Raw genomic sequence first — 14,287 nt, forward strand, 5'->3', positions numbered from 1 at the left:
CACCAGGATGCACGAGTCGGCGGCATTGCGCCAGAGTCGCGACGGACGGGTGTGATGGACGAGGTTGGTGATGCAGGTGTGACGAGATCAGTGCCCGGTCGGGCCCGCAGGATCACCGTGGCCTGCCGGGTCACCCGGGTCACCAGGTGGGACCTGCTCCGCGACGCCACCTGCCGTCCCGGGCACCGCGCCGGCGGCCGCGAGCCGGTCGGCGGTCACCGTCCGCGCCACGTACAGCATCATCACCAGGTAGCCCGCGCCGGCCAGGAGGAACGGCGTGCGCAGCGCCCATTCCCGGCCGAGCCCGGGCTCGAGCCACGTGACGAGCAGCCCGCCCAGGAGGGTACCGATCGAGATCGTGCCCCAGCCGAAGAAGCGGTAGACGGAGTTGACCCGACCGCGCAGGTGGTCCGGGATAATGCGCTGGCGCAGGGTCACGCTGATGACGTTCCACAGCACCACCGCGACGCCGGAGAGCAGCTGCGCCACCCACACGAGCCACGCCGTCGAGAGCAGGCCGACGGCCCCCAGCGTGAGGCACATGACTCCGACGCTCACCAGGAGCGCACGGGCGTCACCGAGCGCCGCGCCGATCCGGTCGGCCGCGAGTGACCCGATGACCGCCCCGACGGCAGCTCCGCTCAGCAGCAGGCCGAACGCCCACCCGTCGAAGAGCCCGAGGACCTCCTGGGCGAACAGGACGAGGACGATCCCGGCGAGTGAGCTCGCCAGGTTCATCGCACCGAGCGCCAGGGCGAGCGACCGCATGACCGGGCGTCGCCAGAGCCACCCGAAGCCGTCGGCGATCTCCCCCCGCCACCGCACGCGTCCCGTCGTCCGCTCGCCCGTGGGCGTGAACGACCCGCGCAGTGAGAGCACGAGGAGGCCCGAGAGGAGAAGCAGTGCGGCGTTTCCCACGAACGGCAGGACCATCGCCACCCCGAGGAGGACCCCGGCGAGCGGCGGGCCCACGAACTGGTTCATCGTCACCTCGGCGCCCCACAGGCGCCCGTTGGCCCTGGCGAGCAGGCGATCGTCGACGATCGCGGGCATGAGGGTCTGCGCCGTGTTGTCCCGCAGGACCTCGGCGAACCCGAGCACGAGGGCGAGCAGGCACAGCCCCGCGACGAGCAGCGGACCGTTCGTGGGCTCGGCCGCCCCGGCGGCGAGCTCCTCGGGTGTGGGCACGCCCTCCTGTGCCACAGCGAGCACGACGGCGAAGAGCACCACCACAGCGCACCTCAGCAGGTCCATCCACCCGACGATCGCTCGGCGGTCGAACCGGTCCGTGAGCACGCCGGCCGGCAACGAGAAGACGAGCCACGGGATCCGGGAGGCGAGGCCGACCAGGGCGATGACGGCGGCGTCGCGGGTGAGCGCGGAGGCGAGCCAGACCACGGCGATCGCCATGAGCCCGTCGCCGAGGTTGGCGGCGGTCGAGGCGGCGAACAACCGGGCGTAGTTGCGCCCGAGGCGTGGCCGCCCGGGCCCGGAGGGATCGCCCGCCGCGGACCCGTCGACGCTCACCGCGCCGTTCCGTCGTCGTCGCCCGTCGAGCGCCGCTCGGTCGGGTAGAGGGCGAACGCGACCCCGTACGTCGTGTCACCCGCGCGCGGTTCGGCGGTGAGCTCGACGAGGAGGTCGGACAGCCGCCGGTACCACTCCGCGGCACGCTCGGCCGGGATCCGCGCGTACCGGACGGCGGCCTGGACCTCCTCCTCCCGGCCGGACGGGACGGCGTCGACCTCGGCGGCCACCCTCGCCACCGTGCGTCCGGCCTGACCGACGGCCTCCCCCACCGAGTGGTAGTAGAAGGTCCGGGCGGTACGCCCGTAGTACTTCGCCTTGATCGCACGGACCATGCGCGTGCGCACCACGCGCACGAGGCCGGCCCGGGCGAGCACGTCGAGGTGGTACCCCACCGTCCCCTTCGGTCGACCGAGCACGTCGGCGAGCTCCGAGGTGGTGGCCGCGCGCTGCAGCAGGTGGTTGACGATCTCGGCGCGCGTCTCCTCGAACAGCGCCCGGTACTGGGCGGGCGTGCCCAGCTCGAGCGAGTCCGGCAGGTCGTAGTCGGGCGAGCTCGAACGGTCGGTCATACCCGTATGGTCGAGTAAACCCGACCATTGGTCAATGCGGACCCGAACCTGGTCGCCACGGTGATCGCCCACGCGGCTGCACACCGCTTCGGCCGCCCGTGCGTCGGCGGTCCGTGCGTCGTCGGTCCGTGCGTCAGGTGTCCGAGTGCCCGCGGTCGGGCGGGCCGTCGTCCCGAGCCCCCGCCAGGTCGATCATGCGCGCGACGAGCCGCTCCCACACCGGCGGGGTCAGCTCCTCGGCGGTCAGCGACTCGTAGAGCCAGAGGCCGTCGGCGGCCAGGCGGGCGACGAACCGGTCGACGGCCGCGTCGTCGTCGGGGTCGGGTACCCGGGGCGCCCAGTCCTCCAGCACGCGCCGCCACGGCAGCAGCAGGCCGCCCTCGTCCGCGGACTCCAGGAGCAGGCGCAGCTCGGCGCGCGTCGCGGACGCGGCCGTGCTGCGGACGTAGGCGCCGAGCCTGGCCGCCTCGGTCGGCGTGGCACCCGCGACGTCCTCCGCGTGCCGGCTCATCTCGGTGTGCCACTGCTCGCCGACCCTCTCGTGCATCGCCTCGAGGAGGGCCTCTCGTGAGGGGAAGTGGTAGAGCAGGCCGCCCTTGGTCAGGCCGGTCTCGACCGTGAGCGCCTCGTAGGTGAGCGCACGGACGCCGTCGCGGCCGACGATCGCGAAGGCGGCGTCGAGGACGGCGGCACGCTTGCTGGACCGGGACATCACTCGTTCCCCTCGTAGGTGCTGGCGCGGGAGCCGCGGCCGTGGTGACGCAACATCCGCGCCGTCGCGACCGCGGTCGTGGCGAGGGCCAGGGTGACGACGGCGAGCACCACGGCGTAGGCGTCGTCGAAGGCGGCGGAGGCGGCCTCCATGAGGCCGGGGGTCGTACCGGCGACCTCTCGCGCCTCTCCGATGCTCGATCCGGCCGCCTCGGGCGCACCGGCGGGCAGGGAGACGCGCGCCGTGTAGAGCAGGGAGGACAGGCTGCCGAGCACGGCGACGGCCACCAGTCCGCCGAACTCGTAGCTCACCTCCTCCACGGAGGCGGCCATGCCGGCCCGCCGCGGCGGGGCGTTGCCGAGGATCGCCGTCGAGGCGACGGACATCGAGGCGCCGAGCCCGAGGCCGGTGATCACGAGGCCGACGACGAGCAGGGCGAGGCTCGAGCGGGCCCCGGCGATCGTCACGACCAGGCCCAGGGTGGCGATCGTGAAGCCGCCGGAGATCAGCAGCCGGAGCCCGGCGCGGTGGAGGATCATGCCGCCGAGAAGCCCGGTCGGCAGCGAGCCGGCCGCGACGGCGGTGACGAGCAGCCCGGCCTCCAGCGGCGAGTAGCCCGCGACGAGCTGGAAGCGCTGCGTGGTGAGCAGCTGGACGCCGCCGATGACGAACATGGCGGTGACGGCCGCGAGCACCCCGGCGGAGAAGGCCGGGTTGCGGAACACCGTGAAGTCGAGGAGCGGGTCGGCGAGGCGCCGCTGCCGGCGGACGAACAGCACACCGCCGACGACGGCGACGGCGGCCGCCGCGGCGACAGTCCCCCAGGCCTGGGGCTGGTGGAACGCCTCCTTGATCGCGAGCACGGCGCCGCTGAGCATGACCAGCGCCAGGATCGAGGAGGGGACGTCGAACGACTTCGACGGGTCCCGCGGCGCGCGCGGGGCCACGAGCGGGGTGACGATCAGCGCGACGACGACCACGGGCACGTTGATGAGGAAGACCGATCCCCACCAGAAGTGCTCGAGCAGCAGGCCACCGATGATCGGGCCGATGCCGAAGCCGATGATCGAGATGCTGCCCCAGACGGCGATCGCGAAGTTGCGCTCTCGGACGTCGTCGAAGCCGAGGCGCACGAGCGCGAGAGTTGCCGGCATCATCCCCGCGGCGCCCACCGCGAGGAAGGCCCGCGCCGCGATGAGGACGCCCGCCGTCGGGGCGAAGGCGGCCGCGAGGGAGGCGACGCCGAAGACGACGAGGCCGCCGAGGAACATCGTCCGGTGGCCGATCCGGTCCCCCAGCGCGCCGGAGCCGAGGAGGAGGCCCGCGATGACGAGCGGGTAGGCGTTGATGATCCACAGCGCCTGCGATGCAGACGCGTCGAGCTCGGCGGTCAGGGTCGGCAGCGCCGTGTAGAGCACCGAGTTGTCGAGCGTGATGAGCAGCAGGCCGACGCTCACGGTGGCCAGCAGGAGCCAGCGCCGCGAGGCTGCGGTGGTGGAGGTGCGTCCGGTCATCGTCACGACCTAAAACTGTACCGTCCGTACGGTTCAGATCACCGTGTGGACCCAGTCACGGAAGCCGGGGGCGGGCCCGGGCGACACCGGGCTTGTCAGACCATCATCTCGCGCACGGCCTTCATGGCCTTCTTCTTCACCGAGCGCTCGAGGCGGTCGAGGTACAGCATGCCGTCGAGGTGGTCGAGCTCGTGGAGGATGCAGCGCGCCATGAGCTCCTCCCCCTCGACGACGACCTTCTTGCCGTCGACGTCGATGCCCTCGGCACGCGCGTACCAGGCACGCTCGGTGGGGTACCAGAGGCCGGGGACCGACAGGCAGCCCTCCTCGCCGTCCTGGTAGTGCTCCTCGTCGACGGCGACGAGCGTGGGGTTGAGGATGTAGCCGATCTCGTCCTCGATGTTCCAGGAGAACGCCCGCAGGGAGACCCCGATCTGGTTCGCGGCCAGGCCGGCGCGCCCCTCGTCGTCGACGGTCTCGCACAGGTCCTCGACGAGCTGCTTGACGGTGTGGTCGATGTCCGTCACGGGGTCGCACACGGTGCGCAGCACGGGGTCGCCGACGGTCCTGATCTCACGCATGGCCATGGGGCTCATTGTTTCACCGGCGCGGGGGCGCGCCCGGCGCTCGTCCCCCACCCCCTGGGTCCGGCTCGGTGAGTCTGCCCACAGGTCGCCCGCGGGGCGGGATTCTGCCCCTGGGGCCGCCCCCGGGTTTGTTAGAGTCGGTCGTCGCACGATCCCGCGTAGCTCAATGGCAGAGCATTCGACTGTTAATCGAACGGTTGCTGGTTCGAGTCCAGCCGCGGGAGCCGAGAAGGCCCGGGACCACCACGGTCCCGGGCCTTTGTCGGTGCCCGGCCCGGAATGTTCTCGCCCCGCCATCGGTTCGGTCGTAGGGTCGTCCGCGGCCCGCCGGTCCGTGCCCGGCTCACGCCCCGCACCTATCGGGCCACCACCGTCCGTCGACGTCCCGCGCCGACCTCCGACGCCTTGCCGCTCCCGGCCACGAGCGGCGAGCGCCGCTCCGCACCGCCCGTCCTCCTGGAGGTCCCATGTCACCCGCCGCCACCACCTCCTCACGCCCGGACGAGGCCATCGACCCGCAGGGCATGAAGGTCATCTGGCTGCTGCTCGTCGCCGCCTTCGTCGCCATCCTCAACGAGACGACGATGGGCATCGCCGTGCCCGACCTCAACAGGGACCTCGGCCTGGACCCCGAGCTCGGGCAGTGGCTGACCAGCGCGTTCATGCTGACGATGGCGGTCGTCATTCCCACCACGGGGTTCGTGCTCGAGCGGTTCACCACCCGCCAGGTGTTTCTCGCGGCGTCGAGCCTGTTCGCGCTCGGCACCCTGATCTGCCTCGTGGCACCCGGATTTCCGCTGCTGCTCACCGGCCGCGTCGTACAGGCCACCGGCACCGGCATCATGCTCCCCTTGCTGATGACGACGATCATGAACGTCGTCCCGCCGGGCTCCCGCGGGCGGATGATGGGCCTGGTCGGCATGGTCATCTCGCTCGCCCCGGCGATCGGCCCCACCCTGTCCGGCGCCGTGCTGGAGGCGCTGAGCTGGCGCTGGCTCTTCGCGATCGTCCTGCCCATCGCCCTCGTCTCGCTGTTCCTCGGCGCCCGCTGGATGACCAACCTCGGCGAGACGTCGAGGCCGTCGTTCGACCCACTGTCCGTCGTTCTCACGGCCCTCGGTTTCGGCGGCACCGTGTTCGCGCTCAGCCAGTTCGCGGCCGAGGGCGAGGCGGGGCTCGCCGCTCGGGTCGGGATGTCGACGACCGGGTTCGCGCTGACGATCCTCGCCGTCGGGCTCGTCGTGCTCGCCCTCTTCGTGTGGCGCCAGCTCGCGCTCCAGCGGTCGGACCGGGCGCTGCTCGACCTGCGGGTGTTCACCTCGCGGAACTTCACCGTGGCCGTGGCCATCATGGCGATCGTCGCGCTGGCCATGTTCGGCACGCTCAACCTGCTGCCGCTGTTCCTGCGGGACGTCGCCCAGCTCGACGCCCTGCAGTCCGGCCTCGTCCTGCTGCCGGGCTCGCTCGTCATGGGGCTGCTCGCGCCGGTCATCGGCCGGGCGTACGACGCGCGCGGCCCCCGCGCGCTGCTCGTCCCGGGCACGACCCTGCTGACGGCCGGGCTGCTCTTCTACGGGACCATCGGCCAGGCCACGCCGGTGTGGCTGATCGTCGTGGTCCAGACCGGCATCTCGCTGGGCCTGGCCATGTCCTTCACGCCGCTGTTCTCGGCGTCGCTCGGGTCGCTCCCCCGCGCGCTGTACCCGCACGGTTCGGCGGTGCTCAACACTCTGCAGCAGGTGGCCGGTGCCGCGGGCGTCGCGGTGCTCGTCGGCCTGTACTCCGCCGTCCTCGGCGCGGGCACGGACGACGGGCTCCCGAAGGCCGCCGCAGGCGAGCCGGGCGCCCAGACGGGCTTCCTCGTGGCCTCGGGCTTCGCGCTCGTCGCCGCGGTGCTGGCCTGGTTCATCCGGACCCCCACGGACCAGGAGGAGCACGACGACGCCGGACGAGGCGAGGGATCGCCGATCGCGGAGGGCGGCCCGGCCCCGACGACGGGCCCCGCCGGGAACGCGGACGTCCCGCACGGCCCGACCGATCGAGCGCGTGCTGACCGTCCGCGCGACCCGACCGACCGGGGGCCGGCCGACGAGCGTCACGTGCCGGCCGACGTCGTCGGCTGACCTCCCGAACGCAGCGCGACGGACGGCCCTCGGTGCTCCGGTTTCTACCGGGGCACCGAGGGCCGTCCGCTTGCCGGCCGCCCAGCTGACCGGTCGCGTGCTACGCCAGGGCGTCGAGCCGCGCGCGGATGTCGTCCTTGACGGCGGGCGGCGCCCAGGAGATGTCCACGGCGTTGCGCTCCAGCTGGAGGAGCTCGGCTGGCGTGAACCCGGCCTCCTCCGCCAGCACGGCGAGGTTCTCCTGGACGTAGCCGCCGAAGTAGGCCGGGTCGTCGGAGTTGATCGTGATCCTGATGCCGAGCTCGAGGCAGCGCCGGATCTCGGCGGCCTTGGTGCCGTCGCCGCAGAAGGTGTTGGAGATCGGGCACGAGGTCAGCCCGATGCCGCGCACGATCACCTCCTGCGTCAGCTCCTCGTCCTCGAGCACGTTCGTCCCGTGGTCGATGCGCTCCACGCCGATCTCGTGGAGCACCTGACGAATGTGCTCGATCGAGTTCTCCTGGTCGACGTCGCAGTGCATCGTCAGCCGGTACCCCTCGCGGCGTGCGCGAGCGAACACCTTTGCGAACTTCTCCGGAGGGTTCCCCTTCTCGTCTGAGTCCAGGCCGACCCCGACGATCCACTCGCGGTACGGCAGCGACTCGAGCAGCGTCGCCATCGCGTAGCCCGCCTCGAAGTCCCGCAGGAAGCACATGATGAGCGCGCTACGGACGCCGAGACGGTTCTCGGCATCCATCTGCGCACGCCGCAGACCCCGGATCACGACGTCGAACGGCACGCCCCGCGACGTGTGCGCCTGCGGGTCGAAGAACATCTCGACGTAGGCCACGTTCTGCGCGGCGGCGCGTTCGAGGTACTCCCGTGCCAGGTCGTAGAAGTCCTCCTCGGTGAGCAGCACGTTCATGCCCTCGTAGTAGACGGCGAGGAAGGACGGAAGGTCGTCGAAGTCGTAGGTCTCGCGCAGCGCCGCGGGGCTCTCGAACGGGTTGGCCAGGTTGTTGCGCTCGGCGAGCCGGAAGCGGAGCTCGGGCTCGAGGGTGCCCTCGATGTGCAGGTGAAGCTCCACCTTGGGCAGGGCGGTGAGGAAGTCGTCGTCGACAGTCATGCCTCGTACTTTCGCGCTCCCGCGAGCCGGTGTCGAGCCGACACGACAGGTGGCAGCCTCACTCACCCAGGCCGACGGCGCCGCGCGCCTCCGCCTCCGCCGCGAGGATCGCCTCGGCCTCCGCGGTGTCACCGGCAAGCGGGCCGGTGGTCGTCGTCTGGGAGATCAGCTCGCCGGCCTCCCCGCGCCGGACGTGGACCTGGACCTCGGAGCGGTTGGGCAGCTCGCGGCGGACCGTGTGCACCAGCGAGGAGGTCACTCGTTCGCGGACGGCGTCGGCGAGGGCCTGGACGTCGTCGTCCTTGGTGCGCAGCTCGGCGGCCGGGGTCGTGGTGTCGACGTAGGTCACCGTGAAGACGCGTGTCTCTCCGTCCCAGCGGGCGTGGAGGATCTCGTGCCACGGCGTGCGCGAGCGGACGGCCTCGGCGTCGACGAGCGTGAGGGCCGACGGCGTGGCGACGGCCCAGGTGCCGTCCTCGAGCTCGGCGGCCGAAAGGACGGGGGCCTTGGTCAGGTGGGCACGGATCTCGGCGGGCGGGAGCGGGCGACGACGGCGCATGGTCCCAACCTACGTGGCGCCGGCGTTGCCGGCGGTGCCGGTGCGGCGCCGCACAGCGCCGGGACCTCACGACGAGGGGCGGGCCTCCGCCGCGGCAGCGATGTCCACGAGGTCCTGCCTCATCATCTTCTTCGCCATCATCAGGCCGAGCCGGTTCGGCACCGTCATGAGGACGCGCTTGATCAGGCCCCCGTCCGTCTCCTCCCCGCCGAACTCCATGGTGAGCCGCGTGCCCGTAGGGATCGGCTCGAGGTGGAAGGTCGTCCCGTAGGTGGCGCCGCGCGCTTCGGCGGCGAGGACGGTCGAGCGCGGCTCGTCGACCGCCGTCACCCACATCTCCTCAGTCTCCGAGCCGCCCATGAAGGAGCGGGTCTCCTTCCAGCGGGTTCCCACGCGATAGGGACCGTCGGTGAGCATCTCGATGGAGCTGACGCCGCTGAGGACCTGCTCGCTGCCGGCGGGGTCCGTGAGGATCTGCCAGACGGCGTCGGGCGGCGCGGCGATGTCGCGCGTGAGCGTCAGGGTGCGGGTAGCCATGTCGGTCTCCGTCCAGGTCTCGGGCGCTCTCGCGTGGACGCCCGGCGCTCAGAGTAGGCCCCGACGACGGACCGGAGCGGGCCCGCGTGGCCGGACGTGGCGCGGGGCCAGACGTGGCGCGGCGTCGGACGTGGCGTGCAGGGCCGGGGTCACCGCGCGGGGCCGGACGCGGTGCGCAGGTCGTCGCACAGGAGTCCGTCGAGGTGGGCGCCCGGACCTCCGTCGCCGAACTAGGATGGGCCGCCGTGGCCGACGAGGTCCGCTCGCGCGGATCGGTGGCGGCCATGCGCCCCTGTAGCTCAGCCGGTCAGAGCAGCGAACTCATAATTCGTCGGTCGCGGGTTCAAGCCCCGCCGGGGGCACCGGTTTCTACGACCCGCTGTAGCCACCGGTATAACCACGGCGCGTCCGCGGCCCTCGTGTCGGCCACGGTCGACCGCTACGACCGCTCGAGCAGGCGGTCGAGCCCCTCGCCGCGGGCGTAAGAGGCCTGAGTCCCACGGCGAGTGACGGAGTCCGACGCCAGCGTCGTGCCCAGCCTGATCGCGTCCGCCGGCGAGGCGCCCCCGGCGAGCGCGTACGCGAACCCGCCGCAGAAGGCGTCCCCGGCACCGGTGGTGTCCACCGCGCGGACCGCGGGCGCCTCGAACCTCTCGGCCACGCCGTCGCGGACGAGCAGCGCGCCCCGCTCCCCCAGCGTGACCACCAGCGACGCGTCGATCCGGTCGGCGAACGTGAGGGCGTCGGCCTCGAGGTCGCCCACGGTCCGCCCCGTCTCGGCCTCGAGGAGGATGGCGAGCTCGGTCTCGTTGGGCACCACCCAGTCGGTCACCCGCAGCAGCTCGGGATCGACCGGGGCGGCGGGGGCGGGGTTGAGGACCGTGGTCGCACCGCTTCGACGGGCGCGCTCGAAGCCGCGGCAGATCGTCTCCTGCGGGACCTCGAGCTGGCTGAGCACGAGATCGGGGGCCGGCGAGCCGTCGAACGCGGCATCGACGTGGTCCGGGGTGAGCAGCTCGTTGGCACCGGGCGCGAGCACGATCCGGTTGTCGCCGTCGGGGTCCACGAGGATCATCGCCAGCCCGCTGTGGGTGTCGTCCACCTCGACGATGAAGTCCGTGCCGATCCCGGACGACCGGAAGTTCTCGATCGTGTCCCGGCCGAAGGAGTCCGTCCCGACGGCACAGACCATCGTCACCTGCGCGCCGAGGAGCGCGGCCATCACCGCCTGGTTGGCACCCTTTCCGCCGAAGCCCTGCGCGAAGTCCTTGCCGAACACCGTCTCCCCCCGGTCCGGCATGCGATCGAGGTAGGAGACGAGGTCGGTCATCGTGCTGCCGACGATCATGATCCTTGGTCCGGGCACGGCGTTCTCCTTGTCGTCGTCGACGATCGATGCACCTCGCACGGTAGCCGCGGCGGGGGCGGGCCCGCAGCGCGACGAGACCCACGGGACCCCGGACGGGAACATCCCTGCGGCGCTGGTCAGCGGCACATATCGTTGGCAGGCATCCGTTGCCGACGGGGGCCGACCGGAGGGCCGGGCTCGGGTGCAGCACACGACGACGTAGGAGGGCACGATGTCGAACGACGGGTCGTGGGGCCAGCCCGGCGGGAACCCGCAACAGGGCGGCTTCGACCAGGGGGCCGGGTACCCGGCCAACGGTGGATGGGACCAGGGCGCGGGCGCTGCCGGGCAGGGCGGCTATGGGCAACAGCCCGGGTCCGGCCAGCAGCCCGCGTACGGCCAGCAGCCCGGGTACGGCCAGCAGCCCGCGTACGGCCAGCAGCCCGCCTACGGCCAGGCCGGAGGCTATCCGGCCCAGGGCGGCTACGGGCAACCCGGCTACGGGCCCGGACCTGGTGGGCCCGGTGGCCCCGGCAGCCCTGGTGACGACGGGCCGGATTCTGGGGGCTCAGGCGGCAAGGGCTGGCTGTGGGCGATCATCGGCCTGCTCGTCGCGGCCGCGCTCGCCGTCGGCGCGTACTTCCTGTTCTTCTCCGGCGACGACGACGAGAGCGCGACCGGCGGGCCGACCGACGAGGCCACCTCGTCGGCGCCACCGGAGGAGGGCACGGACGAGCCGACCGACGAGACCGAGGAGCCCACCACGGAGGACACCGAGGAGCCCACCACGGACGAGACCGAGGAGCCCACCACGGACGAGACCGAGGAACCGACCACGGAGGACACCGAGGAACCCACCACGGAGGAGACCGACGCACCGCAGGGCGGCACGTCGACCGTCCAGCAGTTCGAGGTCGGTCAGTGCCTCGACATGGACGCAGCAACCAGCGGCGGGGAGGGCACCGTCTCCGAGCTCCCCGTCGTGGACTGCACCGAGGAGCACACCGGTGAGGTCTACGTCGTCCACACCTTCGAGGGCGACGAGTTCCCGGGTGCGGAGCAGGTCGCCAGCGAGCTCGAGGCCGAGTGCGAGGCGGCGTTCGAGGAGTACGTCGGCATCGACTACGCCACCAGCGTCTTCGCGGCTCAGCTGCTCACCCCCACCCAGGAGACCTGGGACCAGGCGAACGACCGTGAGGGCATCTGCATCCTCACCACCCCCGCGGGAACGACCGGTTCGGCCGAGGGCAGCGCACGCTGACCCGTACCCGACCATGACATCGGCGCCGCACGCCCAGCGTGCGGCGCCGACGTACGTCCGGGCCCGCCGCGGGTGAGGACTCCCCATCGGGCTCCGGCCCCCGCCACCCGGCGCAGACATACCGTGGCGCTGTCCGCCGGGAACGGTGGGCGGCGTGCGACGGGCCGAGGCCCGGCCACGGCACGACGAGGTGTGGAGGACCAGACGTGTCGAACGACGGCCAGTGGGGCCAGCAGGGCGACTACCTGCAGCAGGGCGGGTATCCCGACCAGAGCGGCTATCCGCAGCACGGCGGCTACCCGCCGCAGGGCGGCTATCCGCCGCAGGCCGGGCCGGGCGGCCAGCAGCCTCACGGGTACGGTCCCCCGCCCCAGGGCTACGGGCAGCCCAGCGGCTACGGGCAACCCGGCGGCTACGGGCAACCCGGCGGCTACGGCGGACCCCAGCAACCCGGAGGTCCCGGGTCCGGCGGATCGAAGAGCTGGCTGTGGGTGCTCGTCGGGGTCGTCGTCGTCGCGGCCCTCGGCGTCGGGTCGTACTTCCTCTTCTTCGCGGGTGACGACGAGAGCGCGCAGGAGCCGCAGCAGGAGGGCGGTCTCCCCGCGCTGCCGGAGGATGGGGTGCCGGAGGGCGAGATGCCGGAGGGCGGGATGCCGTCGATGCCCGACGACCTGCCGACCGACATCCCCGAGCTGCCGGGCGGTGACGGAGGGGACGGCAGCGACGCCCCGTTCCCGGAGATCCCCGGCGGCAGCGGCGAGTCCGAGGCCACCGTCGTCGACGTCGAGGTCGGCGCACCCTTCGAGACCGCCGAGGGCCACACCATCACCCTGAACTCGTTCGAGCGGGACTTCCAGTGCGACGGCCAGCCGCTGACGACCGACTCCTTCGTGGCGCTGGAATTCACCGTCACGGCCGCGGGCTCGACCCAGGCGACCTCCCCGTCGGCGGGACTCACGCTGCAGTCGCCCGAGGGCGACATCAACTCCTTCGACGCGATCGGATGCCTGAGCGACACGAGCCAGGAGCTCGAGCCGTTCGTCGACCCGGGCGCCACCGAGACCGGTCTCGTCCTCCTCGTCCCGCCGGCCGACGGGCCGTTCACCCTCGAGTACGACCCGATGATGGGGATCGCCATGCCGGGCACCGACCTGTCCGTCGCCCGCTGGACGATCGACTGACCCTGCGCCGTCCAGAGCCGTCCAGGAGCGTCGAGATCCGGTCGGACCAGGCCGGTCCCCGGCCCCACGTGAGCCACACCGGGCTAGCGTGGCGGCGCCACCCGCCGCCCGGCGGGCCGCACTGCGAGAGGATCGCGGTGCCGGAAGCGTCGGCGCGGAGGTCGGCATGGTGGACGAGGAGCACCGGCTGGCCCGGGCCGGCTATCTCGAGGAGTTCTTCCACGACCAGGACGGGCCCGGACGGTACGCCGACGGCCGGTTGCCGCCCCACCTCGACTTCCACGAGGGCCACCTGACACAGACCGGTCCCGACCGAGCACGCCCGGACCCCGCCACCGCCACCGCCCCTGTGGGAGCGGGGGGTGGTCGGCACGTCGCTCGTTCGCACGACTGGCCCTGGCTCGTCGTCGGGGCGGCGACGGTCGTCCTCGCGGCCGTGGTCGGCTACTGGGTCGTCGATACCGCCGAGCGCGACGGGCTCCCCCTGGACGCCGTACGACCGCCACCCGCCATGACCGCGAGTCCCGCGCCGACAGTCCCACCCACCGCACCACCGACCACGCCCGCGCCCGTCCCCTCACCGACGCCGTCGCCCACGCCCCCGCCGGACGGCCCGGACTCGCCGTTCCCCTTCCCCTTCCCGCTCCCACCGGGGACGCCCGGAGCCGGGGGCGACCTGCCCGCCGGCATCGCCCACGCGTTCCCTCTCACGCAGGGCTCGGCCGCCGCCGGGGACGACGCCGTCGTCGACGTCGTCGCCATCGGCGAGACGTGGACCGGGCCGGACGGGACCACCCTCACGATCGACGACGTCGAGCGCGACCTGCAGTGCTCCGCCGCCTGGGCGCCGTCCGGAGAGGTCGTCGCGCTCGAGGTGACGATGACCGTGCCTGCCGACACCCGGGCACCCGCCCTCACCCTCGTCCCCGGCGTCACCCTGAGCTCGCCCGGCGGCACGCTCACGGCCGTGACGCCCGCATGCCTGGCCGGCGGCTCGACGGCCCTCCCGAGCACGGTCTCCCCCGGCGAGACGGTGTCGGGCACGGTCCTCGTCCTCGCCCCCGGGCCGGGGCGGTTCGACGTCGAGCTCGAGCCCGGCATTCTCGACGACGCCGGCCCGCAGACCTTCGTCCGCTGGACGATCGACTGAGATCGGTCCTCCGACAAGAACCCGGGCACCCCTCCCCGTTTCCGGTCGCGCTGCCGGGGCGCACCGCGCCCGTAGGCTGACGCGCATCGCCCGGCCGGGCGGCAGACCTGG

General features: G+C 72.7%; 13 protein-coding genes and 2 tRNA genes. 6 read left to right on the top strand and 9 right to left on the bottom strand.

Going from position 1 to position 14,287, the window contains the following annotated elements; all coding sequences use genetic code 11:
- Positions 1 to 87: 87 nt before the first annotated feature.
- From ACZLKG_RS14345 to def, 5 genes are all read right to left on the bottom strand, one after another.
- Positions 88 to 1,527 carry an MFS transporter gene (locus ACZLKG_RS14345; protein ID WP_463648776.1) on the bottom strand — a complete coding sequence of 480 codons (1,440 nt, stop codon included), beginning with the start codon at positions 1,525 to 1,527 and terminating at the stop codon, positions 88 to 90.
- Positions 1,524 to 2,099 (bottom strand): helix-turn-helix domain-containing protein, encoded by a 576-nt coding sequence (locus ACZLKG_RS14350; protein ID WP_463648777.1) that lies wholly within the window; start codon positions 2,097 to 2,099, stop codon positions 1,524 to 1,526. Before ACZLKG_RS14350 ends, ACZLKG_RS14345 begins: the two co-directional genes overlap by 4 nt.
- A gap of 133 nt (positions 2,100 to 2,232) precedes the next feature.
- Positions 2,233 to 2,811, bottom strand: coding sequence for a TetR/AcrR family transcriptional regulator (locus ACZLKG_RS14355; protein WP_463648778.1), 579 nt, complete (start codon positions 2,809 to 2,811; stop codon positions 2,233 to 2,235).
- Positions 2,811 to 4,325, bottom strand: a complete 1,515-nt coding sequence (locus ACZLKG_RS14360) for an MFS transporter (RefSeq protein WP_463648779.1) — start codon at positions 4,323 to 4,325, stop codon at positions 2,811 to 2,813. The genes ACZLKG_RS14355 and ACZLKG_RS14360 overlap by 1 nt, the downstream gene beginning before the upstream one ends.
- A gap of 95 nt (positions 4,326 to 4,420) precedes the next feature.
- Positions 4,421 to 4,912, bottom strand: a complete 492-nt coding sequence (gene def, locus ACZLKG_RS14365; protein ID WP_425708984.1) for a peptide deformylase — start codon at positions 4,910 to 4,912, stop codon at positions 4,421 to 4,423.
- A 152-nt stretch (positions 4,913 to 5,064) separates the two neighbouring features.
- Here def and ACZLKG_RS14370 point away from each other — a divergent pair.
- Positions 5,065 to 5,136 (top strand) — tRNA-Asn (locus ACZLKG_RS14370).
- A 243-nt stretch (positions 5,137 to 5,379) separates the two neighbouring features.
- Positions 5,380 to 7,035: an MDR family MFS transporter gene (locus ACZLKG_RS14375; RefSeq protein ID WP_425708985.1), complete on the top strand. Its 1,656-nt coding sequence runs from the start codon at positions 5,380 to 5,382 to the stop codon at positions 7,033 to 7,035.
- A gap of 100 nt (positions 7,036 to 7,135) precedes the next feature.
- On the opposite strand, the gene add is transcribed toward ACZLKG_RS14375, so the two are convergent.
- The 3 genes from add to ACZLKG_RS14390 all read right to left on the bottom strand — a co-directional run bounded on the left by add (position 7,136) and on the right by ACZLKG_RS14390 (position 9,236).
- The gene (gene add / locus ACZLKG_RS14380) at positions 7,136 to 8,140 is read right to left on the bottom strand and encodes an adenosine deaminase (protein ID WP_425708986.1); all 1,005 of its coding nucleotides are present in this window, start codon (positions 8,138 to 8,140) and stop codon (positions 7,136 to 7,138) included.
- A gap of 58 nt (positions 8,141 to 8,198) precedes the next feature.
- A complete protein-coding gene (locus ACZLKG_RS14385) occupies positions 8,199 to 8,699 on the bottom strand; it encodes a hypothetical protein (RefSeq protein WP_463648780.1) in 501 nt (166 codons plus the stop codon).
- 66 nt (positions 8,700 to 8,765) lie between these two features.
- The gene (locus ACZLKG_RS14390) at positions 8,766 to 9,236 is read right to left on the bottom strand and encodes an SRPBCC family protein (protein ID WP_425708988.1); all 471 of its coding nucleotides are present in this window, start codon (positions 9,234 to 9,236) and stop codon (positions 8,766 to 8,768) included.
- A 288-nt stretch (positions 9,237 to 9,524) separates the two neighbouring features.
- On the opposite strand from ACZLKG_RS14390, the gene ACZLKG_RS14395 reads away from it, so the two are divergent.
- A tRNA-Ile gene (locus ACZLKG_RS14395) sits at positions 9,525 to 9,598 on the top strand.
- A 77-nt stretch (positions 9,599 to 9,675) separates the two neighbouring features.
- On the opposite strand, the gene rbsK is transcribed toward ACZLKG_RS14395, so the two are convergent.
- Positions 9,676 to 10,731: a ribokinase gene (gene rbsK, locus ACZLKG_RS14400; protein ID WP_463648781.1), complete on the bottom strand. Its 1,056-nt coding sequence runs from the start codon at positions 10,729 to 10,731 to the stop codon at positions 9,676 to 9,678.
- A gap of 85 nt (positions 10,732 to 10,816) precedes the next feature.
- Between rbsK and ACZLKG_RS14405 the strand changes: the two genes are divergently transcribed.
- The 3 genes from ACZLKG_RS14405 (at position 10,817) to ACZLKG_RS14415 (ending at position 14,176) form a co-directional block, all read left to right on the top strand.
- Positions 10,817 to 11,845: a septum formation family protein gene (locus ACZLKG_RS14405; RefSeq protein ID WP_425708990.1), complete on the top strand. Its 1,029-nt coding sequence runs from the start codon at positions 10,817 to 10,819 to the stop codon at positions 11,843 to 11,845.
- Positions 11,846 to 12,051: 206 nt separating this feature from the next.
- Positions 12,052 to 13,026, top strand: coding sequence for a hypothetical protein (locus tag ACZLKG_RS14410; protein WP_425708991.1), 975 nt, complete (start codon positions 12,052 to 12,054; stop codon positions 13,024 to 13,026).
- A gap of 166 nt (positions 13,027 to 13,192) precedes the next feature.
- A complete protein-coding gene (locus tag ACZLKG_RS14415) occupies positions 13,193 to 14,176 on the top strand; it encodes a hypothetical protein (protein ID WP_425708992.1) in 984 nt (327 codons plus the stop codon).
- Positions 14,177 to 14,287 lie beyond the last annotated feature (111 nt).

This window comes from Georgenia sp. Z2081 (genome assembly GCF_055326445.1).

Bases quoted from the DNA above. Each gene is read 5' to 3' on its own strand.
- ACZLKG_RS14415 (WP_425708992.1), top strand. From the start codon at position 13,193: ATGGTGGACGAGGAGCACCGGCTGGCCCGGGCCGGCTATCTCGAGGAG.
- ACZLKG_RS14350 (WP_463648777.1), bottom strand. From the start codon at position 2,099: ATGACCGACCGTTCGAGCTCGCCCGACTACGACCTGCCGGACTCGCTC.
- ACZLKG_RS14360 (WP_463648779.1), bottom strand. From the start codon at position 4,325: ATGACCGGACGCACCTCCACCACCGCAGCCTCGCGGCGCTGGCTCCTG.
- ACZLKG_RS14405 (WP_425708990.1), top strand. From the start codon at position 10,817: ATGTCGAACGACGGGTCGTGGGGCCAGCCCGGCGGGAACCCGCAACAG.
- def (WP_425708984.1), bottom strand. From the start codon at position 4,912: ATGGCCATGCGTGAGATCAGGACCGTCGGCGACCCCGTGCTGCGCACC.
- add (WP_425708986.1), bottom strand. From the start codon at position 8,140: ATGACTGTCGACGACGACTTCCTCACCGCCCTGCCCAAGGTGGAGCTT.
- ACZLKG_RS14390 (WP_425708988.1), bottom strand. From the start codon at position 9,236: ATGGCTACCCGCACCCTGACGCTCACGCGCGACATCGCCGCGCCGCCC.
- ACZLKG_RS14375 (WP_425708985.1), top strand. From the start codon at position 5,380: ATGTCACCCGCCGCCACCACCTCCTCACGCCCGGACGAGGCCATCGAC.
- ACZLKG_RS14355 (WP_463648778.1), bottom strand. From the start codon at position 2,811: ATGTCCCGGTCCAGCAAGCGTGCCGCCGTCCTCGACGCCGCCTTCGCG.
- ACZLKG_RS14385 (WP_463648780.1), bottom strand. From the start codon at position 8,699: ATGCGCCGTCGTCGCCCGCTCCCGCCCGCCGAGATCCGTGCCCACCTG.